The following is a 23553-nucleotide window of genomic DNA, read 5'->3' as shown; positions in this document are numbered from 1 at the left end:
CCGCGCCGGCGACGCGCGTAGTCGCCGGCTGCCTCACCTGGCCTCTCCCGACAGGATCTGCTTCCAGATCGCCAAGGTGACGGCGCGGCGGCCGCGGGCGGCCTCGTCGACGAAGACCGCGTTCTCGTGCCTGCGGGTCCTGCGGATGAAGCTCTCGCCGCCGTACTCGCACAGCTCGTAGGTGATCGACTGGTACGAGCACGTGTAGTCGCGTACCCGTACGGACCGGCCCATGGGACGGATCGGCGTCCACGTGAGCTTCTTGTAGCCCTCGTTGGCCGGCGGGAGGTGCACCGACAGACATTCCTCGTCGTCGGGGCTCGGGCAGATCGTCATGCGCACACCATATCTCTGGTCGTACACGCTCGTCTGCTTGCACAAGCACATCTGTCTAAGAAGACAGAGCGATATGGGCGCTCTTGCGGTGATTGGCCTATGTTGCCGATGTGCTCGACTACGAAGGCGACACACACGTCTACATTCAGATCGCCAACATCCTCAGGGAGCGGCTGAAGGGTCTCTCGCCGGGCGACCCGGTGCCGAGCGAGGCCGACATCCAGTACGAGTTCGGCGTCGCCAGGACCACGGCCCGGCGCGCGATCCGCGTGCTGCGCGAGGAAGGGCTCATCTACACCGTCCAGGGCGAGGGCGCCTTCGTCGGCCCGCCCGCGGGCGGCCTGCGCAAGAAGCGCAAGACGCCGCTCTACCAGCAGATCGCCACGGAGATCGCCGCCGGCATCAAGCAGGGCCGCTACCGCCCGAGGCGTCCCATTCCCGGCGAGTCGGCGCTGGTGAAGCAGCACGACGTGGCGCGCGAGACCGTGCGCAGGGCGATGGCGCTGCTGCGCGAGCAGGGCTGGATCTACACGGTGCCGCAGCGGGGCAGCTACGTCTCGCCCGAGGAGAAGTGGCCGAAGGACTGATCATGGCCGCCTCGGCGTAGGCGGGCGTCTACGATGCGAGCATGCTCGACCGCGACGGTCCCGTACCCCTGTATGTCCAGGTCGCCGAGGTGCTGGGCGAGCGCATCGCCTGCGGCGAGTTCCGGGTGGGCGAGGCGCTGCCGAGCGAGACGGCGCTCGAGGAGGAGTTCGGCATCGGGCGCACGACCGCCCGCAACGCCGCCCGCGAGCTGCGCAGGCGCGGGCTGGCCCACACCGTGCGCGGCGAGGGCACGTTCGTCGGCCCTCCCGGCGTGCCCAGGGTGAAGCCGAGCAGGGCGCTGTACGTGCCGATCGCGGCGGCGGTGGCTCGCAGGATCGCGCGCGGCGAGCTGCGGCCCGGCCGGCCGATCCCCGACGCGGGCACGCTGATGCGCCACTACGGCGTGGCCAGGGTCACCGCCAGGCAGGCCGTGGCGCTGCTGGTGCGCCAGGGGTGGGCGGTCGCGACGCCCCCGCGCGGCGCCCGCGTCGCCGACCCGTCGTCCTGGCCCCGCGACGCCTAGCCCTTGACGGCGCCCGCCGTCATCCCCGTGCCCACGTTGCGCTGCAGGAAGAGGAAGAGCAGCAGCGCGGGCAGCGCGAACAGGCTCGCGGCGGCCATGGTGGCGCCCCAGTCGGTGCCGAAGACGTCCCTGAACGACGACAGCCACACCGGCAGCGTCCGCTTGTCCTGGGCCTTGATGATGAGCACGTTCACGAACGCGAACTCGTTCCACGCCGTGATGAACCCGAACAGCGAGGTCGCCATCAGGCCGGGCGCGAGCAGCGGGAACACCACGCGGCGGAAGGCCGTCATGCGGCCGCATCCGTCCACCTGCGCGGCCTCTTCAAGCTCGGGCGGGATCGCGGCCAGGAAGCCGCGCAGCGTCACGATGGTGAACGGCAGCGTGACCATGAAGTACACACCGGTCAGCATGGCGAGCGAGTCGAGCAGGTCGGTGTCGCGGGCGATGATGAACACCGGCACGAGCAGCGCCTCCCACGGCGCCATCTGCGCGGCGAAGACCGCGATCACGAACGGCCCGCGCCCCCGCCAGTTCATCCTGGCCACCGCGAACGCCGCCATCAGCGCCACCACCAGCGCGAGCAGCACCGCGCCCGCCGTCACCAGCAGGCTGTTGCGCAGGTACGTCGAGAACCCCGGCGCGTTGACGGCGGTGACGAAGTGCTCGAGCGTCGGGTTCGCGGGCCAGAACGTGGGCGTTGCCGACTGGATGTCGCGGGTGGGCTTGAAGGCGGTCAGGAACATCCAGTAGACGGGGAAGATCGTGGTCACCAGCACGACGACGGCCGCCGTGTTGAGCAGGATCCTTCTGGCGAGTCTCATGAGCGCACCATCCGGCGCAGGTTGCTGATCAGGGCGAAGGCGAGCAGGATCACCAGCAGGATCGCCACCGCCGAGCCGAGGTCGTAGCGGTGCAGCGCTCTGGCGATCTTGAACGCGTAGACGGGCAGGGTGGTCGTGGCGTCGCCCGGCCCGCCCTGGCTGAGCACCCAGATCTGCGGGAAGCACTTGGCCACCCAGATCACCTCAAGGGCGGTGATCAGCGCGAACAGCGGCCGCAGCATGGGGAAGGTGACGCTGCGGAACACCTGCCAGCCGGTGCCGCCGTCGATCCTGGCCGACTCGAACAGCTCGTTCGGGATCGTGGTGAGCCCGGCGTACAGGGTGAGCGCGGCGAACGGTACCGACTGCCAGACCACCAGCACGACGAGGACGGCGAACGTGGCGGTGCCGTCGGCGAACCACGTGTAGCCCTCGAAGGACTCGAAGCCCAGCGTGACCAGCAGCCAGTTGACGATGCCCAGCTCCGACTGGAACAGCCACTGGAACACCGTGGTCGCCGCGATGATCGGCATGGCCCAGGCCAGCGCGAGCGCGCTCATCAGCGCCAGGCGCAGGCCGCGCCGCAGGTGCTGGAGCATGAGCGCGACGCCGGTGGAGATGCCGACGATGAGCACCACGTTGATGGCCGTCCACACCGCCGTGCGCAGCAGCACCTGCCAGAACTGCGGGCCGCTGAGCAGCTCGGCGTAGTTGTCCAGGCCGATGAACGCCGCCCCGCCCCTGATCAGCTCCCCCATGCGGAAGTGCTGGAGCGAGATCAGCAGCGCTCTGAGCAGCGGGTAGAGCAGGAGGAAGGCCCCGCCGGCCACCGTGGGCGCGATGAGCAGGTAGGGCCAGTACGAACGGCTCCTCGACCGCATTCAGGATCCGCTGTTCAGGGTCGTGGTGATCGACTCGGAGACCTTCTTCGCCTCGGCCGCCGGGTCGCCGCCGGTGAGCACGGCGGTCATGTACTGCTTGATCACCGCGGTGGCCTCGACGGCCGCCCAGTTGGGGGTGTTGGGCGTGGCGCGGCCGTTGGCGGCGCCCTTGGCCATGGCGGCGGTGCCCTCGTCGCCGTCGAGCACGGAGGCCAGCGAGGTGCGGTTCGGCACGTAGCTCATGGTCTTGGCGAACTCCTTCTGGAACTCCTCCCCCGCCAGCGTCTTGACCAGCTCGTACGCCTCCTCCTGATGCTGGGACGCGGCCGGGATGATGAGGTCGGAGCCGCCGGTGAAGACGGTGCCGGGCTTGTCGGCCGTCTTGCCGGGGATGGGGAAGAAGCCGATCTTGTCCTTGAGCGAGGCGTCCACCTCCAGCACCCGGGCGGCGGCGCCGGGCACGGCGATGATCTGGGCGACCTTGCCCTGCGCGAACACCTCGTGCTGCGGCGGGTTGGCCTCGTCGGAGTCCTTGGGGCCCTTGCCGAGCGCCTGGAGCCGCTTGTAGAAGTCCATGCCGGCCAGCGCCTGCGGGGTGTCGAGCGCGCCCTTCCACCGGCCGCCCTCCTGGACGGCGAGGTCGCCGCCCTCGTCCCAGATGAAGCCGGCGAGCGCGTACCAGGTCTGGCCGGTCAGGTAGATGCCCTGGACGCCGTCCTTATTGAGCTTCTTGGTGACCTCCAGCCACTCGTCGCGCGTGGTGGGGAGCTTCTTGATCCCGGCCTTGGCGAACAGCTCCTTGTTGTAGACGACCACGCGGTTGGCGGCGTACCACGGGATGCCGTACTGCCTGCCGTCGATGTTGCCCGGCTGCGCGAGACCGGGCACCCAGTCCTCGCCCTTGAGCTCGGCCACCTTGCCGGTCAGGTCGGTCACGCCGCCGCTCGCGCTGTACTGGGCGACCTGGGTGTTGCCCACCTCGATCACGTCGGGGGCGTCGGTGCTGGCCAGGGCGGCGGTGACGCGCTCGCCGATGCCGTCCCACTGCTGGATCTGGATGTCGAGGTCGATGCCCTGGTGCGCGGCCTCGTACTCGGTCTCGAACTTCTTCAGCAGCTCCTCGGTGATGCTGCCGTCCATGATCCAGACGGTGAGCTTCGTGGGGGTGCCCGGCGCGGCCTCCTGCGGCTCCTGAGAGGTGCCGCACGCCGCGAGCGCGAACACGGCCGCCAGAGCCAGGATGCGGTTTCTCATGACGTTCCTTGTCCGGGGCCTCTCGCGAGAGCCCTCTTGCTGGGGGGCGCCCCGCGCCCGCACGCTCGCGGGCGCGGGGTGTCGGTCAAGGGGTGGGAACGGTGTCCTTGAAGGCGGTGCCGGCCGCCCGCAGCTCGGCGACGCGGGCCGACACGGTGGCGGGCGAGACGACCTCGTTCGCGCTGAAGTAGACGTAGTCCACCTGCTGCCGGTACGTGCGCGTCCCGCTCGCGCCCTGGAGATCGATGAACCACTGGTTGAACATGATCCACATGGGTGTCTCGGGATAGTAGTCGCCGCCGTGGTCGGCGAACAGACGTCCGTCCACGTAGTACTTGATCCGGCCGCCGGAAACCTGGATCACCAGGTCGTGCCAGCCGGCGAAGCTCGCCCGCTCCTCGGTGTGGGTGTTCACCGCGAGCCAGGGCTCGTTCCTGTAGGTCTCCCAGCTCGTCGTGTAGAGGATGCTGGACGGCTCGCCCCAGCCGCCGTTCGGCAGGTACTCGAAGTCGAGCTCGCCGTAGTCGGGGTCGAGGTCGTAGCGCAGCGGGGTGATGGTGAAGAACGTCTGCACCACGTGCTCGCCGTCTGGTCCGCTGACGGGGGCGTCGCTGAAGCGCACGCGGGCGGCGTACGTGCCCTCGTGGAACTTGCGCTGGGCGGTGGACAGCTCGGTGTGCACGGTGCCCGCGGCGGTGCCGTCCGTGGAGGAGTCGAGGGTCAGCAGGCCGCCGGGGAACGAGACGGCCGACGGCGACCAGGTCGCGCCGGGCACGCCGGGGCCGCCCGACGCCGAGCGCACGGTCCAGCCGCGCTGCGCGAGCCGCGGGTCCGCCGGTCCGGTGTAGGTGAAGTCGTCGAACAGCTCTCCGGTGCCGCCCGGTTCCTCGAGGTCGGGGTCGGGCTCGGGCTCGGGCTCGGTGCCGTGCGGCGTGCCCCAGGCGAGCTGCCCGTCCACGTAGACGGTGACCTTGTCCCAGTCGGCGTAGGCGGTGTTGGACCCGTACGAGTAGTCGTCGCCCTGCTGGAACGGCTGCCAGTCGGCGCGGTAGAAGCGCAGCTGCATGTCGCCGGTGTCCTGGCCCGGGTTCAGCGTGCCGGAGGTGAAGCCCACCTCCAGGTACTGCTCGCCGCCCTCCTGCGGGGCGAACCTGCCGGTGATCGTGGCGCAGCCGATCACGGCCCAGGAGCAGGCGAAGCGGTAGGTCTCGGTGCCGGTGAGGTAGTAGCGGATCTTGACCTGGCCGAGCGGGATCGCGGTCGTGCCGGTGTTGAACAGGCGCAGCCAGGGCTCGGCCTGGGCGGTGGTGGCGCCGGGGGCGCTGGTGCGGTACTGGAGGCGGACCGCCTGTGCGGCACTGGCGGGGGCGGCGATCAGGGTCACCGCGATGAGGATGGCGGGGAGGGCTAAGGAGAGAAGGCGTTTACCGAAATTTCGGGACATGGGGGGTTCTCCTTGCGGTCGTGCGACTCCCGGAAAAGGCGTTGATCGGGGGATGAGTGGACGGATCGTGGCGCCGGAGGTGCCCCGGGGATGCCCCGATGGCGGGACTCCCGGGTCGGGCGCCGGGCGGTCAGGTGGCGGCGGACGGGTCGGCGGCGGACGGTGCGGGCTTCAGGCGGCCCGCGGCGGATACGGCAGGCGGTGGGGTCAGTCGCCGCCGCGGCGGATGCGGCGGGTCGGTGCCATCAGGCGCCGCCGGCGACTACGGCGGGTCGGTGCGGTCAGGCGCCGCGGCGGATGCGGCCCGCGTAACGGGCCTCCAGGGCGAGGTTGTGCTCGTCGCCCTCGGGGACGTTCGCCGACAGGTAGACGGGCGGCACCTCGCCGGCTTCGAGCAGGTTGCGTACGGTCTGCGTGACCACGAGCTGGGCCAGCAGCGCGGAGGTGATCGTGGAGACGGCGCCGGTGGCGCCTCCGCCGGGCAGGGGCAGCACGGCGTCGCCGTAGGGCGCGTGGTTGTCCAGGACGACGTCGGCCAGGTCGGCGAGCTTGCGGCCCGAGGGGTGGCGGGAGGCGACGGCATCGGTGTGCGTGCGCGAGGTGATCGCGACCAGGTCGTGACCGCGCTCCTTGACGAGCGTGGCGAGCTCGACGACGACGCCGTTCACGCCGGAGTTGGAGATGATGACGAACAGGTCCTGCGGCTGCACGGGGGCGAGGTCGAGGATCTTGTGCGCGACGGCGGGGTCGCGTTCGAGGTCGTAGCGGTCCAGCTCGGACTTGGGGGCGTCGCCGTAGCGGACGATGTCCCTGAGCGCGAGCCGGTTGGTGGGCACCAGGCCGCCCGCGCGCCCGGCGATCTCCATGGCGATCGCCTCGGAGTGGCCGGAGCCGAACGCCTGGATGACGCCGCCGGCGGTGAGCGACTTGGTGAACAGGTCGGCGGCGCGGGAGATCTCGGGGTCTTCGGGAATCGTCCGTACGAGGCGGGCGATGTGCTCCACGAAGTCCTGCGGGTTGACTGTCATGTGTCCCTTTCTGGCAGGCGATGTCCGGCCACCGCGCGAACGGTCACGTCGAAAGCCTGCTTCGTCCTCTCATAGGTGCGCTGCGCCACCGACACGTACACGACGTCCAGCACCAGGAGCTGCGAGTGGATCGCGGCGAACCCCTCCGAGCGGAAGCTGGTCGCCCGGCTGGCGGTGGTGAGCACCAGCTCGGCCACCTCGGCGAGCGGCGAGCGCGGGTGCGAGGTGACGGCCACGGTGATCGCGCCGTGGCTGCCCGCCTCCGCCAGCACCTCGATGACCTCGCGCGTCCTGCCGCTGTGCGAGATGCCGATGGCCACGTCGCCCTGGCCGAGCAGCGCCGCGTCGGTCAGCGCGGCGTGCGCGTCGGACCTGCTCCAGGTCGGCACCCGCATGCGCTGCAGGCGGTACTCCATCTCGCTGGCCACGGCCGCGCTGCTCGACACCCCGAAGAGCAGCACCCGCCCGGCCCTGGCCACGGCCTGCGCGACCTTGTCGACCACGGCGAGGTCGAGCTGGTCGCGGGTCTGCTCGATGAGCCGGATGTCGTTGCCGGAGACGACGCGGAGCACGCGGTCGAGGCCGTCGTCGGGCAGGATCTCCTGGCCGATGTCGGTCTCCCACGTGGCCTTCGTCTCCCGGCCCGAGGCGGTGGCGATGGCCACCCGCAGCTCGGCGTACCCGGCGAAGCCGAGCGCGCGGCAGAAGCGGGTGATGGTGGCGGTGGACGTCCCGCTGCGCTCGGCCAGGTCGACGATGGTGAGCCGGTACGCCTCGTCGGGGGCCTCGAGGATGGCCTGGGCCACCTTGCGCAGCGCCTCCGGCATGTCGCCCTGCTCGTTTCTGATGCGGGTCAGGAGGTCCACGCGGTGAAAATTATGCTCAGATCTGCGCTCGGTCAATGGTTCCGGCAATAATTCTTGACATCCGCTCCGGTCACCACGCGAGCAGCGCGGCGCTGCCGTAGCTGCCGCCGAAGCCGGTCACCAGCGCCGTCTCCCGTCCCGCGCGCCGCTCGCGGACGGCCTGGGCCACGCCGTTCAGCCCGTGCACGTAGCCGTCCGACAGCAGGCCGCCGTGCGCAGGGGCGTGCTGACGTACGGGCCGGCCAGGTAGGCGTCGAGGGTGGGCGGCTCGCGGCGCAGCGCCTGCTCGGCACACCGGCCCAGCCACGGAAGTGAGATGACTACGCAACTTCACGAAAGCTGTCCGCTCTTGTAATACGGAGGTGCGATCAACCGATAGCTCATCATCATCACGCCGAGGTGAGCGATGGATCTACGCTATGTCCGGTATGCCATGGCGATCGCACGGGCGGGCAGCCTCCGACGGGCGGCCGCCGCCCTGCACATCGCTCAGCCGACGCTGTCCGAACAGCTCAGGGCGCTGGAGAAGGAGATCGGGGTCGAGCTGTTCAGCCGGTCGTCGAGCGGGGTGCAGCTGACCGAGGCGGGCGAGGCGTTCCTCGCGCAGGCCACGGTCGCACTCGACGCCTTCGAGCGTGCGGTCACCGCCGCGCGCGGCAAGGGCGCGACCACCCGCCTGGGCGTGGCCGACGGGCTCGGCGACATCGTCGCCCGGCTGCTGAGCCAGATCCACACCGGCCGCTTACGCGTCGCGCCGATGGGCACCGCCGAGCAGATCGTCTCCATCGCCGACGGCACCCTGCAGGCCGGGCTCGGCTACGCGCCCGGCTCGCTGCCCAGGGGCGTCGCGCGCATGCTGGTCCACCGCTTCCCCGTACGCGCCCTGCTCCCCCGCCGGCACCACCTGGCCGCGTACGAGAAGGTGTCGCTGGCCGACCTGGCCGGCGAGCCGCTGCTGATGCCGGAGTCCGACGCGGTGGCCGGAGCCCGCCGCTTCCTTGAGGGCTTCGTCCGCCACGGGCTGCACCCCCGGCTGGGCCCCGCGGCCGCCACCCATGATCTGGTGGTCGCGATGGTCGGAGAGGGCGCCGGCTACGCGCTCTGCGTGCACGAGGGCACCACCGTGCCCGACACGCTCACGTTCGTCCCCATCAAAGAGGACACCCCGCCCATCGAGGTGGTCTTCCTCTGGAACCGCCAGGCCGACGTGCACGAGCTGGTGAGCGCCGCGCGGCATCTGGCACGATCTGGATAGCCCTATTATCTAACGATGCGGATCTCCGAACTCAGCGCCAAGTCCGGCGTGGCCATCCCCACGATCAAGTACTACCTGCGCGAGGGCATGCTGCACCAGGGCGAGCAGACCGCCGCGACCAGGGCCGAGTACGACGAGACGCACCTGCGCAGGCTGCGCATGATCCGCGCGCTGCTCGAAGTCGGCAGGCTCTCCGTCGCCTCGATCAAGCAGGTCATCGCCGCCGTCGAGGACGAGTCGCTGCCCGTGCGCCAGGTGCTCGGCACCGCGCACTACGCGCTCTCCCCCGCCGTGGAGCCCGAGCCCGGCGAGGAGTGGCGCTCGGCCCGCGCCATGGTGGACGATTTGATCGACGAGCTGGGCTGGGACGTCACCGAGTCCGCACCCACCCGCGACGAGCTGGCCCAGACCATCGTGAGGATGCGCCAGCTCGGCGTGCCGGTCGATCTGCGCCCCTACGTCGAAGCGGCGCGCCGGCTGGTGGCCGAGGTGGAGCTCAACACCATCCCGTTCGACGGGCCGCGCGACGCCGCCGTGGAGGCCATGGTGCTCGGCACGGTGCTGTACGGCAGGGCGCTCGACACGCTGCGCCGCATGGCCCACGAGTCGGAGTCGGCCCGCCGGCTGGGCGTCTAGATCAGCTCATTGGCCCGCAGCACCCGCACGGCGTGGACCGTGATCGCGCCGCGCCACTCCATCGCACCGGCCGGCGAGATGCGCGCGTAGTCGACCACCCAGCCGCCGTCGTCCTGCTGCTCGCCGGCCAGCCTGACCAGGTCGGCGGCGATCACGCTCGGGTCGAACAGGGCGCGGGCGGCGGTTCCGGGGAAGGGCGCGAAGTCGAGCGGCCGCAGCGTCTCGTGCTCGGTGCCGCCCTCGACCGGCACCTTGCCGTCGTCGGGGATGTACGCGGCGAGCTTCTTGAGCAGGTCGGCCGCGCGGGGCTCGGTGTCGTGCACGGCGTCGAGGAAGCGCACGGCGAACGACAGCACGTACGCGTGCGGCCGCTCCTCCATGGCCTGGACGGCGTCGAGGCAGTAGCGGGTGGCCCGCGCCAGCCAGGGGTGCCCGGCCACCGCCGGGTCGTGGGCGGCCACCCGGTGCGCGGCGGCCGCGATGACGGCGGTGATCTGCAGCGACGAGACGGACGGGTCGGCCCCGCGCCACCAGGGCGCGGTCGCGGTGGTGACGCCGAGCGGCAGCGCGAACGGCAGGCCGCCGTCGGGAAGCGTCACCGACTCCAGCCAGTCGCACAGCGCGGCGGCGTGCGGCGAGGTGACGGTGGCCGCCTCGGCGAACACCTCGAAGGCGTGCAGCGCCGCGCCCGGCTGGCTCTCCGGCGTGCGCAGGTCGGGCTCCAGGCCCCAGCCGTAGCCGCCGTCGGGGTTGCGGTAGGCGTCGAGCGCGGCGAGCACGCGCTCCGGTTCCTCCTCGCCCATGAGCAGGCCGTAGCGGCGGCGATCGAGGATGCGGGCGTGCCCGGCCATGAAGCCGGGGACCGCTGACAGGTTCACGTTCATGCCGTCATCGTGCCCAGGTCGCCGCCGTCCGGTCTTGTACGTTCCGGACACGCCGCACGGTGCGACCATGAGGGCATGGGGGACGGTATCGGCGGCGAGCAGGCGCGGGAGATGTTCGCCGGGCAGCCGGTGGCCAGGATGGCCAGGCTCGCGCCAGATGGCACGCCGCGCATCGTGCCAATCACGTTCGCGCTGCTCGACGGCGCGATCGTGACGGCCGTCGACCACAAGCCCAAGACCACCACGCGGCTCGCCAGGCTGCGCGACATCGCGCGCGATCCGGCGGTCAGCGTGCTGGCCGACCACTACGAGGACGACTGGGCCAGGCTGTGGTGGGTGCGCGCCGACGGGACGGCCGCCGTCGTGGACAACCCGGCGCTGCGCGAGCGGGCGCTGGAAGCCCTCGCCGCCAAGTACGCCCACTACCGCGAGCGCCCGCCTGCCGGCGCCGTCATCCGCGTCGAGGTGACGCGCTGGAGCGCCTGGGCGGCTACTCCGTGATGGTGACCGGGCGCTTCAGCAGCCACAGCGCGGCGCGCTGGAGCAGCGTCCTGTGCACCTCGTTGTCGTACGACCTGGTGTCGTGCCCGAGCGCGTCGTAGAACACCCGGCCGCGCCGCACCGGCCGTGCCCACACCAGCGGCTGGCCGCTCGCGGACGACGCCAGCGGCTTCACGTCGGGCAGCAGGTCGAGGTCGCTGTAGACCTCGTCCACCACGTCGAAGTCGCGCAGGCCGTCCACCACCGGATGCCCGCCGTGCACCCGCACGCCGGTCCAGCCGAGCGGCGGATGGTGCGACTTGGCCCAGTTCCAGCAGCCGCCGAGCACGCGCGGCCAGCCCTGCCAGTCGTCGAAACAGATCGACGCCGAGTGCATGCACAGCAGGCCGCCGCCCTGGTCGAGATGGTCGAGCAGGGTGGCCCTGGCCTCGGCGGGCAGCGTGAAGCGCCACTGGTCGCGCTGGTCGGCGAAGCGGTCCTGGGCCATCTGCCAGCGCAGCGCGTTCACCGTGATGAGCTGGTACTCCGACGGCTCGGCGAGCGCGCCCGCGATGTCCTCGGTGATCTCCGACTCGACCCCCACCTCGGCGAGCAGCTCCACGAGCGCGGCCGACGTGGCGGCGAAGTCGTGGAACAGCCCTCCGGAAAGGATGAGATTTCTCGCCATCTGCCCAGCCCATCATGCCCGTCGCGGCATTACCACCCATCGGCCTGACGCGCCCGGCACGCGGGCCGCCCGCCGCGCAGCGCGCGGATCCGCACGATCTATAGTCGGCCTTATGGATCTCGGCATCTCGGGCAAGGTCGCCCTCGTCACCGGTGGCAGTGCGGGTCTCGGCCTCGCCGCGGCCAAGAGCCTCGCGCGGGAGGGCTGCGACGTGTGCGTCAGCGCCCGCGACCCGGAGAAGCTCGCGGACGCGGTGGTGGAGCTGCAGGAGTTCGGCAAGGTCGTGCACGCCGTGCTGGCCGACGTGGAGGACCCGGCGGCGGCCGGGCGGGTGGTCGAGGAGACGCGCGACGTGCTCGGCCCCGTGGACATCCTCGTGGCCAACGCGGGCGGGCCGAAGCCGGGCCGTTTCACCGAGGTCGCCCTCGACGACTGGGACGCCGCCGTCCAGCGCAACCTGCTCGGCATGGTCCGCCTCATGCACGCGGTGCTGCCCGAGATGCGCTCGCGCGGCTGGGGCCGGATCGTCACCATCACCAGCAGGTCGGCCCGCGAGGCGATCGACGGCCTCGCCCTGTCCAACGCCACGCGCTCGGCCGTCGCGGGCGTGGTGCGCACGCTGGCCCGCGAGGTGGGCGGCGACGGCGTGCTGGTCAACAACGTGATGCCGGGGCCCATCGAGACCGAACGGCTGCGGCAGCTCGCCGGCGACGAGGAGGCGCTGCGCGAGCGCGGCAAGGGCGTTCCCGTGGGACGCGTCGGGCGGCCTGAGGAGGTGGGGGACGTGGTGGCGTTCCTGGCCAGCGAGCGGGCCTCGTACGTGAACGGGGTGTCGCTGCTGGTGGACGGCGGAGAGGCGCGCGTGATCGCTTAGTCACCTGAGCAGGGTGGCGACGATCGCGCCTGCCCATTCCTTGTCGCCGGGGCCGGGCAGGTCCACGAAGCGCGACAGGTTCGCCCGGTGGAAGCAGGCGCCCAGCAGCATCGAGGCCGCCGCGTCGGCGTCGAGCGCGACGTCGATGCGGCCCGCGCGCTGCTCGGCCCGCAGGATGCCGGCCAGCGCCTGGACCGGCACGTGCGGGCCTGTGCGGTTCTCGGCCAGCATGGCGCGGAACCCGGCGATGAGCGCGGGGTCTGCGAGCATGCCGCCCGCGATGGCCTGAGTGCGGGTGTAGAAGCGCAGCGCGGCCAGGGCGAACGCGACGAGGGCCGCGTGCAGGTCGCCCCGGCCGATGCCCGCGCGCAGCTCGTCGAGCGCCGGGCCGAGCGCCGGCATGCGCTCGAGCACCACGGCGAGCAACAGCTCTTCCTTGCTCGCGAAGTGCTTGTAGAGCAGGGCCTCGGAGCAGCCGGCCTGCCTGGCGATGCGCTTGGTCGTGGCGCCCGCGACGCCGTACTCGGAAATGGCCTGCTCAGCGGCGTCGATGATGCGATCGCGGGTACCCACGCGCTCATCATATGAACGCCCGGCTCGGCCGGGCCGCAACACATGACATTCTTCGTTTAAGCACAGCATGGTGGAAAGGCAAGAGGGCATGGACAAGCCGGTCATCGTGACGGTGGACGACGACCCGGGCGTCTCGCGGGCGGTCGCCCGTGACCTGAGACGCCGCTACGGGCATGACTACCGGATTGTGCGGGCGGAGACGGCGAGGGACGGCATCGACGCGGTACGCGAGATGCGGCTGCGCGGCGACGAGGTCGCGGCCATCCTGGCCGACTACCGCATGCCCCAGATGAACGGCGTGGAGTTCCTCGAGGCCGCCATGGACCTCTATCCCTACGCGCGCCGCGTCCTGCTGACCGCCTACGCCGACACCCAGGCGGCCATCCAGGCGATCAACGTGGTGGACCTCGACCACTATCTGCTCAAGCCGTGGGACCCGCCGGAGGAGAAGTTCTACCCGGTGATCGACGGGCAGCTCGACGCCTGGCTGCGCACCGACCGTCGCGAGCGTTCCGAGCTGCGGGTGGTGGGCGACCGCTGGTCGGCGCCGTCGTACAAGGTGCGCGACTTCCTGGCCCGCAACCACGTGCCGTACCAGTGGCTGCTGGCCAGCGAGCCGGAGGGCGCGCAGCTGGTGAAGGCGGCGGGTGACAACTGCCACCTGCCGCTGGTGGTGAAACCGGACGGCACCGTGCTGGAGTCGCCCGACCAGGCGACGCTGGCGGCGGCGGTGGGACTGTCCACGACGCCGGCGACCGACTTCTACGACCTGATCGTGGTGGGCGGCGGACCGGCCGGGCTCGGGGCGGCCGTGTACGGCGCTTCAGAAGGGCTCAAGACGGTGCTGGTCGAGGCGTACTCGTCGGGCGGGCAGGCGGGCCAGAGCTCCCGTATCGAGAACTACCTGGGCTTCCCCGACGGCGTCTCCGGGCAGCAGCTCGCCGACCGGGCGCGCAGGCAGGCGCTGAAGTTCGGGGCCGAGCTGCTGACCCCGCGCAAGGTGAACAGCCTGGAGGCGCGCGGCCAGGCGCGGGTGGTCGGCTTCAAGGACGGCGGGGAGATCGCGGCGCACGCGGTGATCCTGGCCACCGGCGTCACCTACCGGCGGCTGGAGGCGCCGGGGCTGGACGACTTCGTGGGCCGGGGCGTCTTCTACGGCGCCGCGCTCACCGAGGCGCCCTGGTGCAAGAACACCGAGGTGTTCGTGGTCGGCGCGGCCAACTCCGCTGGGCAGGCCGCCGTCTACCTGTCGGGATTCGCGAGCAAGGTCCACTTGTTGGTGAGGGGTGACGGTCTGGAGAAGTCCATGTCCCACTACCTCATCGAGCAGATCGCCGCACTTCCCAACATCGAGGTGCATCTGCAGACGCAGGTGGTCGGCGCGTCCGGCGACGGCCATCTGGAGCGGCTCACGCTCTCCACGAAGGGCGAGGAGCGCACGGTCGACGCGCAGTGGCTGTTCGTGTTCATCGGCGCCGAGCCGTACACCTCGTGGCTGGGCGAGACGATCGAGCGGGACGGGCGCGGGTTCGTGCTGACCGGGCCCGACCTGGTGCAGGGCGGACGGCGGCCGCGCAACTGGCCGCTGCGGCGCGAGCCGTACTACCTGGAGACGAACGTGCCCGGGGTGCTGGCGGCCGGCGACGTACGCGCCGAGTCGATCAAGAGAGTGGCCTCCGCCGTCGGAGAAGGCGCGATGGCCGTCGCGCTCGTCCACCGCTACCTGGAGAAGCAATGATCGACATCGAGGAGCTGCGCAAGCTGTTCCTGTTCGAGCGCCTCAACGACGAGCAGCTCTCCCTGCTCGCGGCCAGCGGCGGCGTGCGGACCTTCGAGCAGGACGAATACATCGTCCGGCAGGGCGACCCCGCCGAGTGCTTCGCGGTGCTGCTCGAAGGCGAAATCCAGATGATCATGGAGACGGTCAGCGCCGGCTCCGTCGCGATGCCGCGCACCTCACAGCCCGGCGTCTTCGGCGGCGCCACCGCCGCCTACCTCGGCGATCAGGCCCCGACGACCTACCAGCACACGCTGCGCGCCACGGCGCCGTCGCGGATGTTCATGCTGCCTGCCAAGAAGTTCGCCTACATCGTGACCGAGTGGTTCCCGATGGCGATGCACCTGCTCAACGGCCTGCAGTCGGGCGGCAGGATGCAGCGGGAGCTCATCGACAGGCGGCAGCGGCTGACCGCGCTCGGCACGATCACCGCCGGGCTCACCCACGAGCTGAACAACCCGGCGGCGGCCGCCGTGCGCGCGGTGCGCGAGCTGCGCTCGCTGATCACCAATTCGCGGCTGCAGCTCGCCCAGCTCGCCGAGGACGGCATCGCCCCGGAGAAGCTGCGGGCGCTGGTCGACGCGCAGGACGCGTGCACGCGCCGGCTGGCCGAGCAGCCGCAGCGCTCGCCGCTGGAGATCTCCGACGCCGAGGACGAGCTGGGCGAGGCGCTCGACGAGCTCGGCGTCGAGGACGCGTGGGACCTCGCGCCCGGGCTGGTCAACGCGGGCTTTTCGAAAGAGGACCTGGAGAAGGTCAGGACGAAGATCGGCGAGGAGCACACCACGAAGGCGCTGCGCTGGCTGGCCGAGGCCGTGGAGATCACGCAGATGCTCGACGAGGTGGCCGAGGCCACCGAGCGCATCACCACGCTCATCGGCTCGGCCAAGCAGTACTCCCAGATGGACCGGGCGCCCTTCCAGCGCGTGGACGTGCACGAGCTGCTGGACAGCACGCTCGCGATCTTCCGCGGCAAGATCCCGCCCGGCATCACCGTGGTCACCGACTACGACCGCACACTGCCGCCCATCCCCTGCTACGCGGGCGAGCTGAACCAGGTGTGGACGAACCTCATGCACAACGCGCTCGACGCGATGGGGCAGGAGGGCACGCTGACCATCCGCACGGCCCACGACGAGGACGAGGCCATCGTGGAGATCGGCGACACCGGTCACGGCGTGCCGGAGGCGATCAGGGACCGCATCTTCGAGCCGTTCTTCACCACCAAGAGCGTGGGCGAGGGCACGGGGCTCGGGCTGGACATCTCGTACCGGATCGTGGCGGGACGGCACGGCGGCGAGATCAAGGTCCGCTCGGTGCCCGGCGACACGTGGTTCGAGGTGCGGCTGCCGCTGCGCGAACCCGCCGAAGCTGACTGACTTTTTACCCCGACTTGTCAGGATGTCTCCTGACCGCATGTAATGGGTGACCGAAATGCGGGAGGGAGATCAGCCGGTGGCGACCCCGGAGACTGTGACGGGATCGCGTTCGCTGAACGCGTTGCTCAAGATGCTCGGCGGCATCGAGCGGCTGGGCAACCGGCTGCCTCATCCCTTTTGGCTGTTCGTCATCCTCAGCGCGGTGCTGTCGCTGCTGAGCTGGGCGCTCGCGGCGGCCGGGGTGTCGGCCGTCAACCCGGCCACGGGTGAGACCGTCGCGGTCAAGAACCTGCTGTCCGCCGAGGGCGTGCGGTTGATGGTCGGCGACGCGATCGAGAACTACACCTCGTTCCCGCCGCTCGGCACGATCCTCGTGGTGATGCTCGGCGTCGCCGTCGCCGAGCGGTCAGGGCTGCTGGCCGCCGTGCTGCGCTCAGGGGTGTCGCGGGTCTCGCCGCGGTGGGTGACGTTCGCGCTGTCGTTCACCGGCATGGTCGCGCACGTGGCGTCCGACGCCGCGTACGTGGTGCTGATCCCGCTCGGCGCGCTGGCCTTCCGCGCCGTGGGGCGCAACCCGATCCTCGGCATCGTGGTGGCGTTCGTGTCGATCTCGGCCGGCTACGACGCCAGCCCGCTCATCACCCCCGTGGACGCGATCCTGTCGGGCCTGACCACCGCCGCCGCCCACACGATCGACGCGGACTACACGGTCACACCGCTTGCGAACTACTTCTTCTCGCTGGTGTCGTCCGTGGTGCTGGCCGCCGTCATCACGCTGGTGACCGAACGGGTGCTGGCCCGCCGCGTCGAGCAGATGCCGGTGGACCCCGACGCCGGCGAGGACGACCTGGGCTCGCTGAAGCTCACCGCCGAGGAGCGGCGCGGGCTGCGGGCCGCGCTGATCACGCTGGTGGTGTTCGTCGCCGCCGTGACGGCCGCCGTGCTGCCCTCGGGCTCGCCGCTGCGCGGCGAGGGCGGCAGCATCGTGCAGTCGCCGCTGCTCACCTCGATCGCGGTCTTCCTCGGCCTTGCGTTCCTCGCGGTCGGCTGGGCGTACGGCAAGGCCGCGGGCACCGTGACCCGCAGCGGCGACATCCCCGGCTTCATGGTGCACGGCATCCGCGAGATGGCGCCGATCCTCGTGCTGTTCTTCGCGATCTCGCAGTTCCTCGCCTACTTCAAGTGGACCGGCATCGGCGAGATCCTCGCGATCGACGGCGCCGGGCTGCTGAAGTCGGCAGGGGTGAGCGGGCCCGTGGTCTTCCTCGGCATCCTGCTCGTGGTCACCCTCATCAACCTCGTGGTGACCAGCGGCTCGGCCCAGTGGGCGCTCGTCGGGCCGGTGTTCGTGCCCATGCTGATGCTGCTGGACATCCCGCCCGAATACACCCAGGCCCTCTACCGCATCGCCGACTCCTGCACGAACGCGATCACTCCGATGAGCCCGTACTTCGTGATGGCGCTCGGCTTCCTGCAGCGCTACCGCCGCGCGGCCGGCATCGGCACGCTGGCCTCGATGACGATCCCGCTCTCGCTGACGCTGCTCGTCGTGTGGACGCTGCTGTTCTACGTCTTCTGGTGGCTGGGCGTGCCGCTCGGCCCCGGTTCCCCCGTCCCCTAGTGCACACCCCGTGGAAGGACTCTCGTGTTGATCACCGACTGGACCCGGCAGGCCCTGCCGGCCATGCTCGACGACCTCAGGGCCGTGGTGGAGCTGGAGACCCACAGCTACGACAAGGCCATGCTGGTCAAGGGGCTGCGGGCGATCAGGGCGAGGGTGGTCGGCCACCTGGGGACGCCGGACGACGAGATCCTCCACGAGGGCGGCCAGCACGGCGACATCCTGGAGCTCACCTACGAGGGCACCGCGCCGGGCACGGTCCTCATGCTCAGCCACTACGACACGGTCTGGCCCACCGGGACGCTCAAGACCTGGCCGTTCACCGTCGTCGAGGGCAAGGCGACCGGGCCGGGGGTGTTCGACATGAAGGCCGGGCTCGTGCAGTCGATCTGGGCGCTGCGCGGGCTGCGCGAGCTGGGGCTGCCGCACCCGAGCGTGCGGTTCCTGCTCAACGGCGACGAGGAGATCGGCAGCCCGGCCTCGCGCAAGCACATCGAGGCGGCCAGTGAGGACGCCCTGGCCACGCTGGTGTTCGAGGCGTCGCTGGACGGGGCGCTCAAGACCGCGCGCAAGGGCGTCGGGCTGTTCAACGTGACCGTCAAGGGGGTCGAGGCGCACGCCGGGCTCGACCCGTACGCGGGGGCCAACGCCATCCACGCACTGGCCGAGGTCGTCACCACGCTCGCCGCCGCCGGGTCGCGCGAGCGCGGCACCACCGTGAACGTCGGCCTCATCAGCGGCGGCACCGGGCTCAACGTCACCGCCGGCCACGCCACCTGCGGCATCGACGTGCGCGTCACCGACCCGGCCGAGATGGGCCGCATCGACGACGTCTTCGCCGGGCTGCGCGTCTCCGACCCGCGCATCAAGATCTCCGTCACCGGCGAGTGGAACCGGCCCCCGATGGTGCCGAACGAGCCGTCCGAGCGGCTGTTCAAGGAGGCGCAGGGGGTGGCCGCCGGATTCGGCTGGCCGCTCGACCAGGCGGCCGTGGGCGGGGCGAGCGACGGCAACTTCGTCTCGGCGCTGGGCCGCCCCGTACTCGACGGCATGGGCGCGGTCGGCGACGGCGCGCACGCGCGGCACGAGCACGTGCTGATCGACCACATCCCGGACCGCACCGCGCTGACCATCGGGTTGATCTCGGCTCTGGCGTAGCGGCTCCTGCGACAGGCCGCGCGCGTCGAGCCCACCGACGGCGGCGTCGTCGCAGGCGACGGCGGCCAGTTCGGCGGCCGAGGTGCGATGGCCGGCGGGCAGGTGGTCGAGCCCGAGGCTGCGCGGCATGTCGTACAGCACGCCCCTGGCCACCACTCCGCCCGCGTGCTCGATGCCGCACCTCGTGGCGCCGTACGAGCGGACGCGGGCGGCCGGATGGCCGTTGTGGAGCTCGTCGCCCTTCCACATGTGGCACAGCGCGTCCATGTGGGTGGTGGTGCCGTGCCAGGCTGACGAGCAGGGCGTCGAGCACCACGGCAGGTTGAGGGTGCCGCGCTGGTCGTCTGGGCCGAAACGTCCCCAATTGTTAGGCTCGTGTCTCACGTAAGCACTCCCTTTCCCCGTCTTCCCCGCTGGAGGTCCGATGCATTGCGACCCGCGCTTCGCCCGCGTGCGCGAAGTGTTCGAGCGGCACTTCGCCGACGGCGAGGAGCTGGGCGCGGCGTTCGCCGTCTACAAGGACGGCGAGCTGGTGGTGGACCTGTGGGACGGCATCGCCGACCGTTGGACCGGGCGGCCCTGGGAGCGCGACACGCCCGCGTTCGTCTACTGCTGCACCAAGGCGGTCACCGCCGCCGTGCTGCTGCGCCTCGTCGAGCAGGGCCTGGTGGACGTGGCCACGCCGGTCGCGGAGGTGTGGCCGGAGTTCGCCGCCGAGGGCAAGGGTTCGGTGACGGTCGAGCACCTGCTCACCCACCAGGCCGGGCTGCCGGTGGTCGAGGAGGAGGTGCCGGTCGAGGAGTTCGATGACCTGCCGGCGATCGCGGCGCGGCTGGCCGGGCAGCGCCCGCTGTGGGAGCCGGGGACGGCGCACGGCTACCACGCGCTGACGTACGGCTTCCTCATCGGCGAGGTCGTGCGGCGGGTGACGGGCAGGACGGTGGGCGAGCTGGTCGCCGCCGAGATCGCCGGGCCGCTGGAGCTGGAGCTGTGGGTGGGCGCGCCGGACGACGTCATCGAGCGTACGGCGCGGCTCAAGGCCGGCGAGCGCCCGCGCCGCGCCCCCGGCCGGGCCGAGCGCTCCGGCATGGAGATCGTGGAGAGCGCCGACCGGCCACAGGACGCCCAGCCCACCGGCCGGCCGCAGGACGCCCAAGCAGCCGACCGGCCTCGAGAGGCCCGGGCCGCGGACCGGCCGCAGGACCTGCTGGCCGAGATCCAGCGGGCCGCGCTCGACCCCGCGAGCCTGATGAACCGGGCGCTCGGCAACCCCGCCATGCACCGGCTCAAGGGCGGCGCGAACCACCCGGTGATCCTGCGCGCGGGCTGGCCCGCGGCGGGCCTCGTCACCACCGCACGCGGACTGGCCGGGTTCTACCAGGGGCTGCTCGCCGGTGACGTGCTGCGCCCCGAGACGCTGCGTGACGCGCTCCGCCCCCGGGTGAACGGCCCGGACAAGGTGCTGTACCTGGCCACGTCGTTCGGGCTCGGGTTCATGCTGCCGTCGCTGACGTTCACGATGCCGTCGAAGAGCGCGTTCGGGCATTCGGGCATGGGCGGCGCGCTCGGGCTCGGCGACCCGGAGCGCGGCCTTGCGATCGGGTACGTGATGAACAAGATGGCCGACGCGCTGACCGGGAACCTGCGCGGGATCCGGCTGGTCCAGGCGGTCTACGACTCGCTGTAGGCGCATGGCGGGTCAGTGCATGGTCACGCCGCCGCTCACCGACAGGATCTGCCCGGTGATGTACGCGGCGCGTCCGTGCACAGGTCGGCGACCAGCCCGGCGACGTCGGCGCCGATGGCCGCGCCGATCGCCCCCGCTCCTCCGGTGACGACCGCGACCCGCCCGTCCAGCCGCATCCCGTCCATCACGTCCACGCCTTGATCAGCTCGGCGGTGGCCGTACGGGTGGCCAGCAGGCCGATCGTGTACCTGAGCACGGCCTGCGCGTACTCCTCGCGCACGCCCGCCACGGCGTCGGTCACCACGTTCACCCGGTAGCCCAGATTGACCGCCTCAAGCGCCGGCCCGGGGATGCCCAGGTCGAGCGAGACGCCGAGCGCGACCACGGCGGAGACGCCCAGCGAGCGCAGCGTCATGTCCAGGGAGGTCCCGGTGAACGGGGAGAAGCCGTGGTGGCGGCGGCTCTCCAGGTCGCCGGGGCCGAGCAGCTCGGGCAGCACCTCGGTGGCGGGCGTGCCCTCCAGTATGTGGGCCGGGTCCTTAACGTCCGCCGACGGCAGGACGAAGCCGGGCGCCTGGCCACAGGCCCCCACCAGAGCACGCCCGAGCGCGCGAAAGACGCCCGGCACAACTCCGGCGCACCCCATTAACGCGGGACGAAATATCTCGCTCGTGACAACCCGAACCCCGGGTGAGACCGTCGAATCGATGACGGCCGTCTGATGGGGGTAGGACTTGGTCCCTGGGTACCGCGAAGTACGGCAGCTCGGCGCCGGGCGCACCGGCCGCGTGTTCCTCGCCACCTACGAGCAGACCGGCGCGTACGTGGCGATCAAATACCTGAACGCCACCCTGCGCAGGGACGCCGAGTTCATGGACCGCTTCCGGTCGGACACCCACCGCCTCGTCGAGATCGACACCCCAGAAGTGGTGCGCCTGTACGAGTACGTCGAGACGCCCAGCAGGGCCGCCGTGGTCATGGAGCTGGTGGACGGCGTCTCCCTGCGCACGCTGCTCGCCGAGCACGGCCGGATCAGCCCGGAGGCGGCGCTGGCCGTGGTCAAGAGCACGCTGCTGGCACTCGCCGCCGCCCACGAGCGCGGGGTGCCGCACCGGGACGTCACCCCCGGCAACATCCTCGTCCAGGCCGACGGCACGACCAAGCTGACCGACTTCGGCATCGTGGTGCACGCCGAGGAGCCGGGAGTGCCGGCGGGCACCCCGGAGTACATGGCCCCCGAGCTGTGGACGCGGGGCCAGGCCGGGCCGCCGGCCGACGTGTACGCGGCGGCGTGCGTGCTGTTCGAGGCGGTCAGGGGGCGGCCGCCGTACCGGGCGTACAAGGAGAGCGGCGACGACGGCGGCGGGGAGCGCGAGCAGGACGTGCCCGCGCTGCGCGGCAAGCACCTCGTGGAGCCGATTCCGGTGGAGGTGGCCCCCGACGGGCTGCGCGACCTGCTCAGGCGCGGCATGGCCAAGGACCCGATCATCCGGTACGCCTCCGCCCGGCAGTTCGCGGCCGAGCTGGAGGAGGACGCCGCCGCCGGGTACGGCCCCGACTGGGAGAAGCGCGGCCGCCGTCACCTGGCCGAGCTGGCCACGCTGCTCGCCTTACGCTTCCCGCTGGCGCGGACCGACCCCGCCCCCTCCAACGGCCCCAGGGCTCGGCTGCCCAGGCTTCCGCCCCACCTCTGGATCGCGGGCGGCGCGGCGGCCGCGGCGCTGGTCGCGATCATGCTGTCCGGCGGCCGGGTGCCGCCCGGCCCTGGGACGATCCTGATGCCGCCGCCCGAGTCCAGGAACGACCCCACGACCGCCACCACGTCCCCGGAGCCCACCCGGGCCAGCCCGGCGCCCAGGCGGACCTCGTCCGCACCGCCGCGCGCCACCGGCACCGCCCCTCCCACGCCCGCGTCTCCCCCGGCACGTCCCGCCCGCAGCGGCCAGGCCGGCACGACCGCACCCGGCCCGAAGGTGCGGGCGGCCACGATCCTGCGGTGGAACGGCAAGGCGGGCACGATCGGGGTCTCGGCGGACGGCACGGGCGCGGTGCGGCTGCGGATCTCGTACACGAGGAGGGACGGCGAAGGCGGGCCGGCGCTGACCGTCCGCCAGGAGAGCCGCACCTTACGCGGCAGCACCTCCTACACCAGCGCCGTCACCCACGACCCCGGGCGGCTGCCGTGCGGGGAGCAGGCGTACGTCGGGATCGTGGTGATGACCGAACCGGCGGCCGGGAACGGGCCGCAGGTCAGCGAGGCGCCGCTGACCGGCCCCGACTGCCCGGCGACGCCTTCCCCCACGACCTCCCGCCCCGTGCCATCGACCACGCAACCGTCACCGTCCCGGTCGCCCGCCCCGTCAAGCCCACCCTCCGACGGCCCGGCCGCCCGCTCCTCCGGCCTCACCACGCCCACCTCCTCCCGCAGCCCGCAGAACCCCGCCGCCGCCCCCACCCACGGCTCACCCGAGCCCACCGGCGCCCCGCTCCCCCGCACCCAGGACCCCGCCACCGCGCCCACCGGCGCCCCGCTCCCCCGCACCCAGGACCCCGCCACCGCGCCCTCCGCCGACTCGCCCGGCCTGGCCACCGCACCGCCACACGATTCACCCGAGCCCGCCGGCTCGCCCCTGCCACGCACGCGGGAACCCGCGGGTCCTTCCGGCGAGTAGCTCGGCTTCACCGCCACACCGTCACGCGGCACGCCGGTGGCGTCCGCCCCCGGCTTCACCGCACCCGCCCGCACTCGCAGGCGAGCTTCAGCCCGCCGCACGGGGACCGGCAGGCAAGCCCGAGC

The 23553-nt window shown here is 71.7% G+C and carries 24 protein-coding genes and 1 pseudogene; 12 read left to right on the top strand and 13 right to left on the bottom strand.

All coding sequences use genetic code 11. From position 1 onward, the window contains the following. Positions 1-33 precede the first annotated feature (33 nt). Positions 34-336 (bottom strand): hypothetical protein, encoded by a 303-nt coding sequence (locus ACFMQL_RS23085; RefSeq protein WP_364069820.1) that lies wholly within the window; start codon positions 334-336, stop codon positions 34-36. A gap of 110 nt (positions 337-446) precedes the next feature. On the opposite strand from ACFMQL_RS23085, the gene ACFMQL_RS23080 reads away from it, so the two are divergent. Further along, positions 447-923, top strand: coding sequence for a winged helix-turn-helix domain-containing protein (locus ACFMQL_RS23080; RefSeq protein ID WP_364069822.1), 477 nt, complete (start codon positions 447-449; stop codon positions 921-923). A gap of 41 nt (positions 924-964) precedes the next feature. Continuing rightward, complete coding sequence (locus tag ACFMQL_RS23075; protein ID WP_364069824.1) at positions 965-1447, top strand: GntR family transcriptional regulator; 483 nt, start codon at positions 965-967, stop codon at positions 1445-1447. On the opposite strand, the gene ACFMQL_RS23070 is transcribed toward ACFMQL_RS23075, so the two are convergent. The 7 genes and pseudogenes from ACFMQL_RS23070 to ACFMQL_RS23040 all read right to left on the bottom strand — a co-directional run. Continuing rightward, positions 1444-2271, bottom strand: a complete 828-nt coding sequence (locus ACFMQL_RS23070; protein WP_364069826.1) for a carbohydrate ABC transporter permease — start codon at positions 2269-2271, stop codon at positions 1444-1446. The two genes, ACFMQL_RS23075 and ACFMQL_RS23070, sit on opposite strands and share 4 nt — an antisense overlap. Beyond that, positions 2268-3152, bottom strand: a complete 885-nt coding sequence (locus tag ACFMQL_RS23065) for a sugar ABC transporter permease (protein WP_364069828.1) — start codon at positions 3150-3152, stop codon at positions 2268-2270. Before ACFMQL_RS23065 ends, ACFMQL_RS23070 begins: the two co-directional genes overlap by 4 nt. Then, positions 3153-4406, bottom strand: a complete 1254-nt coding sequence (locus ACFMQL_RS23060; RefSeq protein ID WP_364069830.1) for an extracellular solute-binding protein — start codon at positions 4404-4406, stop codon at positions 3153-3155. Positions 4407-4491: 85 nt separating this feature from the next. Next, positions 4492-5790, bottom strand: a complete 1299-nt coding sequence (locus tag ACFMQL_RS23055; protein WP_378786992.1) for a cellulose binding domain-containing protein — start codon at positions 5788-5790, stop codon at positions 4492-4494. A 341-nt stretch (positions 5791-6131) separates the two neighbouring features. Continuing rightward, positions 6132-6878: an SIS domain-containing protein gene (locus ACFMQL_RS23050; protein WP_364069834.1), complete on the bottom strand. Its 747-nt coding sequence runs from the start codon at positions 6876-6878 to the stop codon at positions 6132-6134. Continuing rightward, complete coding sequence (locus ACFMQL_RS23045; protein ID WP_364069836.1) at positions 6875-7744, bottom strand: MurR/RpiR family transcriptional regulator; 870 nt, start codon at positions 7742-7744, stop codon at positions 6875-6877. The genes ACFMQL_RS23050 and ACFMQL_RS23045 overlap by 4 nt, the downstream gene beginning before the upstream one ends. Positions 7745-7814: 70 nt before the next feature. Beyond that, positions 7815-7958: pseudogene (locus ACFMQL_RS23040) on the bottom strand (acetyl-CoA acetyltransferase); the annotation flags it as partial. A gap of 192 nt (positions 7959-8150) precedes the next feature. Between ACFMQL_RS23040 and ACFMQL_RS23035 the strand changes: the two are divergent. After that, positions 8151-8999, top strand: a complete 849-nt coding sequence (locus ACFMQL_RS23035; protein ID WP_364069838.1) for a LysR family transcriptional regulator — start codon at positions 8151-8153, stop codon at positions 8997-8999. Positions 9000-9014: 15 nt separating this feature from the next. Beyond that, positions 9015-9635, top strand: a complete 621-nt coding sequence (locus ACFMQL_RS23030) for a MerR family transcriptional regulator (protein WP_364069839.1) — start codon at positions 9015-9017, stop codon at positions 9633-9635. Here the strand turns inward: ACFMQL_RS23030 and ACFMQL_RS23025 are convergent. Next, a complete protein-coding gene (locus ACFMQL_RS23025; protein ID WP_364069841.1) occupies positions 9632-10519 on the bottom strand; it encodes a hypothetical protein in 888 nt (295 codons plus the stop codon). The two genes, ACFMQL_RS23030 and ACFMQL_RS23025, sit on opposite strands and share 4 nt — an antisense overlap. Before the next feature lie 75 nt (positions 10520-10594). On the opposite strand from ACFMQL_RS23025, the gene ACFMQL_RS23020 reads away from it, so the two are divergent. Next, on the top strand, positions 10595-11020 hold the full coding sequence (locus ACFMQL_RS23020; protein WP_364069843.1) for a TIGR03668 family PPOX class F420-dependent oxidoreductase: 426 nt from the start codon (positions 10595-10597) through the stop codon (positions 11018-11020). On the opposite strand, the gene ACFMQL_RS23015 is transcribed toward ACFMQL_RS23020, so the two are convergent. Continuing rightward, positions 11010-11687: a ThuA domain-containing protein gene (locus ACFMQL_RS23015; RefSeq protein ID WP_364069845.1), complete on the bottom strand. Its 678-nt coding sequence runs from the start codon at positions 11685-11687 to the stop codon at positions 11010-11012. The two genes, ACFMQL_RS23020 and ACFMQL_RS23015, sit on opposite strands and share 11 nt — an antisense overlap. Before the next feature lie 112 nt (positions 11688-11799). Here ACFMQL_RS23015 and ACFMQL_RS23010 point away from each other — a divergent pair, with 112 nt between their 5' ends. Next, positions 11800-12561 carry an SDR family oxidoreductase gene (locus ACFMQL_RS23010; RefSeq protein WP_364069847.1) on the top strand — a complete coding sequence of 254 codons (762 nt, stop codon included), beginning with the start codon at positions 11800-11802 and terminating at the stop codon, positions 12559-12561. Here the strand turns inward: ACFMQL_RS23010 and ACFMQL_RS23005 are convergent, their stop codons facing one another. Continuing rightward, a complete protein-coding gene (locus ACFMQL_RS23005) occupies positions 12562-13134 on the bottom strand; it encodes a helix-turn-helix domain-containing protein (RefSeq protein ID WP_364069849.1) in 573 nt (190 codons plus the stop codon). 67 nt (positions 13135-13201) lie between these two features. Here ACFMQL_RS23005 and ACFMQL_RS23000 point away from each other — a divergent pair, with 67 nt between their 5' ends. From ACFMQL_RS23000 to ACFMQL_RS22980, 5 genes are all read left to right on the top strand, one after another. Next, positions 13202-14872 carry an FAD-dependent oxidoreductase gene (locus tag ACFMQL_RS23000; protein WP_364069851.1) on the top strand — a complete coding sequence of 557 codons (1671 nt, stop codon included), beginning with the start codon at positions 13202-13204 and terminating at the stop codon, positions 14870-14872. Next, positions 14869-16290 carry an ATP-binding protein gene (locus ACFMQL_RS22995; protein WP_364069852.1) on the top strand — a complete coding sequence of 474 codons (1422 nt, stop codon included), beginning with the start codon at positions 14869-14871 and terminating at the stop codon, positions 16288-16290. The genes ACFMQL_RS23000 and ACFMQL_RS22995 overlap by 4 nt, the downstream gene beginning before the upstream one ends. A 55-nt stretch (positions 16291-16345) precedes the next feature. Continuing rightward, entirely contained in the window at positions 16346-17911 is a 1566-nt protein-coding gene (locus ACFMQL_RS22990) for an AbgT family transporter (RefSeq protein ID WP_378786987.1), read from the top strand. Positions 17912-17935: 24 nt separating this feature from the next. After that, the gene (locus ACFMQL_RS22985; protein WP_378786985.1) at positions 17936-19069 is read left to right on the top strand and encodes a M20 family metallopeptidase; all 1134 of its coding nucleotides are present in this window, start codon (positions 17936-17938) and stop codon (positions 19067-19069) included. 424 nt (positions 19070-19493) lie between these two features. Continuing rightward, positions 19494-20756 carry a serine hydrolase domain-containing protein gene (locus ACFMQL_RS22980; protein WP_378786983.1) on the top strand — a complete coding sequence of 421 codons (1263 nt, stop codon included), beginning with the start codon at positions 19494-19496 and terminating at the stop codon, positions 20754-20756. Positions 20757-20791: 35 nt separating this feature from the next. Here the strand turns inward: ACFMQL_RS22980 and ACFMQL_RS22975 are convergent, their stop codons facing one another. Together ACFMQL_RS22975 and ACFMQL_RS22970 are read right to left on the bottom strand one after the other, a co-directional pair. Then, on the bottom strand, positions 20792-20950 hold the full coding sequence (locus ACFMQL_RS22975) for a hypothetical protein (RefSeq protein ID WP_364069858.1): 159 nt from the start codon (positions 20948-20950) through the stop codon (positions 20792-20794). Next, positions 20941-21348, bottom strand: a complete 408-nt coding sequence (locus tag ACFMQL_RS22970; protein ID WP_378786981.1) for an isochorismatase family protein — start codon at positions 21346-21348, stop codon at positions 20941-20943. The genes ACFMQL_RS22975 and ACFMQL_RS22970 overlap by 10 nt, the downstream gene beginning before the upstream one ends. A gap of 142 nt (positions 21349-21490) precedes the next feature. On the opposite strand from ACFMQL_RS22970, the gene ACFMQL_RS22965 reads away from it, so the two are divergent. Further along, positions 21491-23428: a protein kinase gene (locus tag ACFMQL_RS22965; RefSeq protein WP_378786979.1), complete on the top strand. Its 1938-nt coding sequence runs from the start codon at positions 21491-21493 to the stop codon at positions 23426-23428. Positions 23429-23553: the final 125 nt, after the last annotated feature.

Origin of the sequence: Nonomuraea fastidiosa (assembly GCF_042751225.1) — a bacterium.
GTDB classification, from domain to species: domain Bacteria; phylum Actinomycetota; class Actinomycetes; order Streptosporangiales; family Streptosporangiaceae; genus Nonomuraea; species Nonomuraea fastidiosa.
This window is presented reverse-complemented; position numbering and strand designations above follow the sequence as displayed.

Excerpts from the sequence above, each read along its gene's own strand:
- ACFMQL_RS23085 (WP_364069820.1), bottom strand. The coding sequence starts at position 336 with ATGACGATCTGCCCGAGCCCCGACGACGAGGAATGTCTGTCGGTGCAC.
- ACFMQL_RS23075 (WP_364069824.1), top strand. The coding sequence starts at position 965 with ATGCTCGACCGCGACGGTCCCGTACCCCTGTATGTCCAGGTCGCCGAG.
- ACFMQL_RS23070 (WP_364069826.1), bottom strand. The coding sequence starts at position 2,271 with ATGAGACTCGCCAGAAGGATCCTGCTCAACACGGCGGCCGTCGTCGTG.
- ACFMQL_RS23065 (WP_364069828.1), bottom strand. The coding sequence starts at position 3,152 with ATGCGGTCGAGGAGCCGTTCGTACTGGCCCTACCTGCTCATCGCGCCC.
- ACFMQL_RS23060 (WP_364069830.1), bottom strand. The coding sequence starts at position 4,406 with ATGAGAAACCGCATCCTGGCTCTGGCGGCCGTGTTCGCGCTCGCGGCG.
- ACFMQL_RS23050 (WP_364069834.1), bottom strand. The coding sequence starts at position 6,878 with ATGACAGTCAACCCGCAGGACTTCGTGGAGCACATCGCCCGCCTCGTA.
- ACFMQL_RS23035 (WP_364069838.1), top strand. The coding sequence starts at position 8,151 with ATGGATCTACGCTATGTCCGGTATGCCATGGCGATCGCACGGGCGGGC.
- ACFMQL_RS23030 (WP_364069839.1), top strand. The coding sequence starts at position 9,015 with ATGCGGATCTCCGAACTCAGCGCCAAGTCCGGCGTGGCCATCCCCACG.
- ACFMQL_RS23025 (WP_364069841.1), bottom strand. The coding sequence starts at position 10,519 with ATGAACGTGAACCTGTCAGCGGTCCCCGGCTTCATGGCCGGGCACGCC.
- ACFMQL_RS23020 (WP_364069843.1), top strand. The coding sequence starts at position 10,595 with ATGGGGGACGGTATCGGCGGCGAGCAGGCGCGGGAGATGTTCGCCGGG.
- ACFMQL_RS23015 (WP_364069845.1), bottom strand. The coding sequence starts at position 11,687 with ATGGCGAGAAATCTCATCCTTTCCGGAGGGCTGTTCCACGACTTCGCC.
- ACFMQL_RS23010 (WP_364069847.1), top strand. The coding sequence starts at position 11,800 with ATGGATCTCGGCATCTCGGGCAAGGTCGCCCTCGTCACCGGTGGCAGT.
- ACFMQL_RS23000 (WP_364069851.1), top strand. The coding sequence starts at position 13,202 with ATGGTGGAAAGGCAAGAGGGCATGGACAAGCCGGTCATCGTGACGGTG.
- ACFMQL_RS22995 (WP_364069852.1), top strand. The coding sequence starts at position 14,869 with ATGATCGACATCGAGGAGCTGCGCAAGCTGTTCCTGTTCGAGCGCCTC.
- ACFMQL_RS22990 (WP_378786987.1), top strand. The coding sequence starts at position 16,346 with ATGCGGGAGGGAGATCAGCCGGTGGCGACCCCGGAGACTGTGACGGGA.
- ACFMQL_RS22980 (WP_378786983.1), top strand. The coding sequence starts at position 19,494 with ATGCATTGCGACCCGCGCTTCGCCCGCGTGCGCGAAGTGTTCGAGCGG.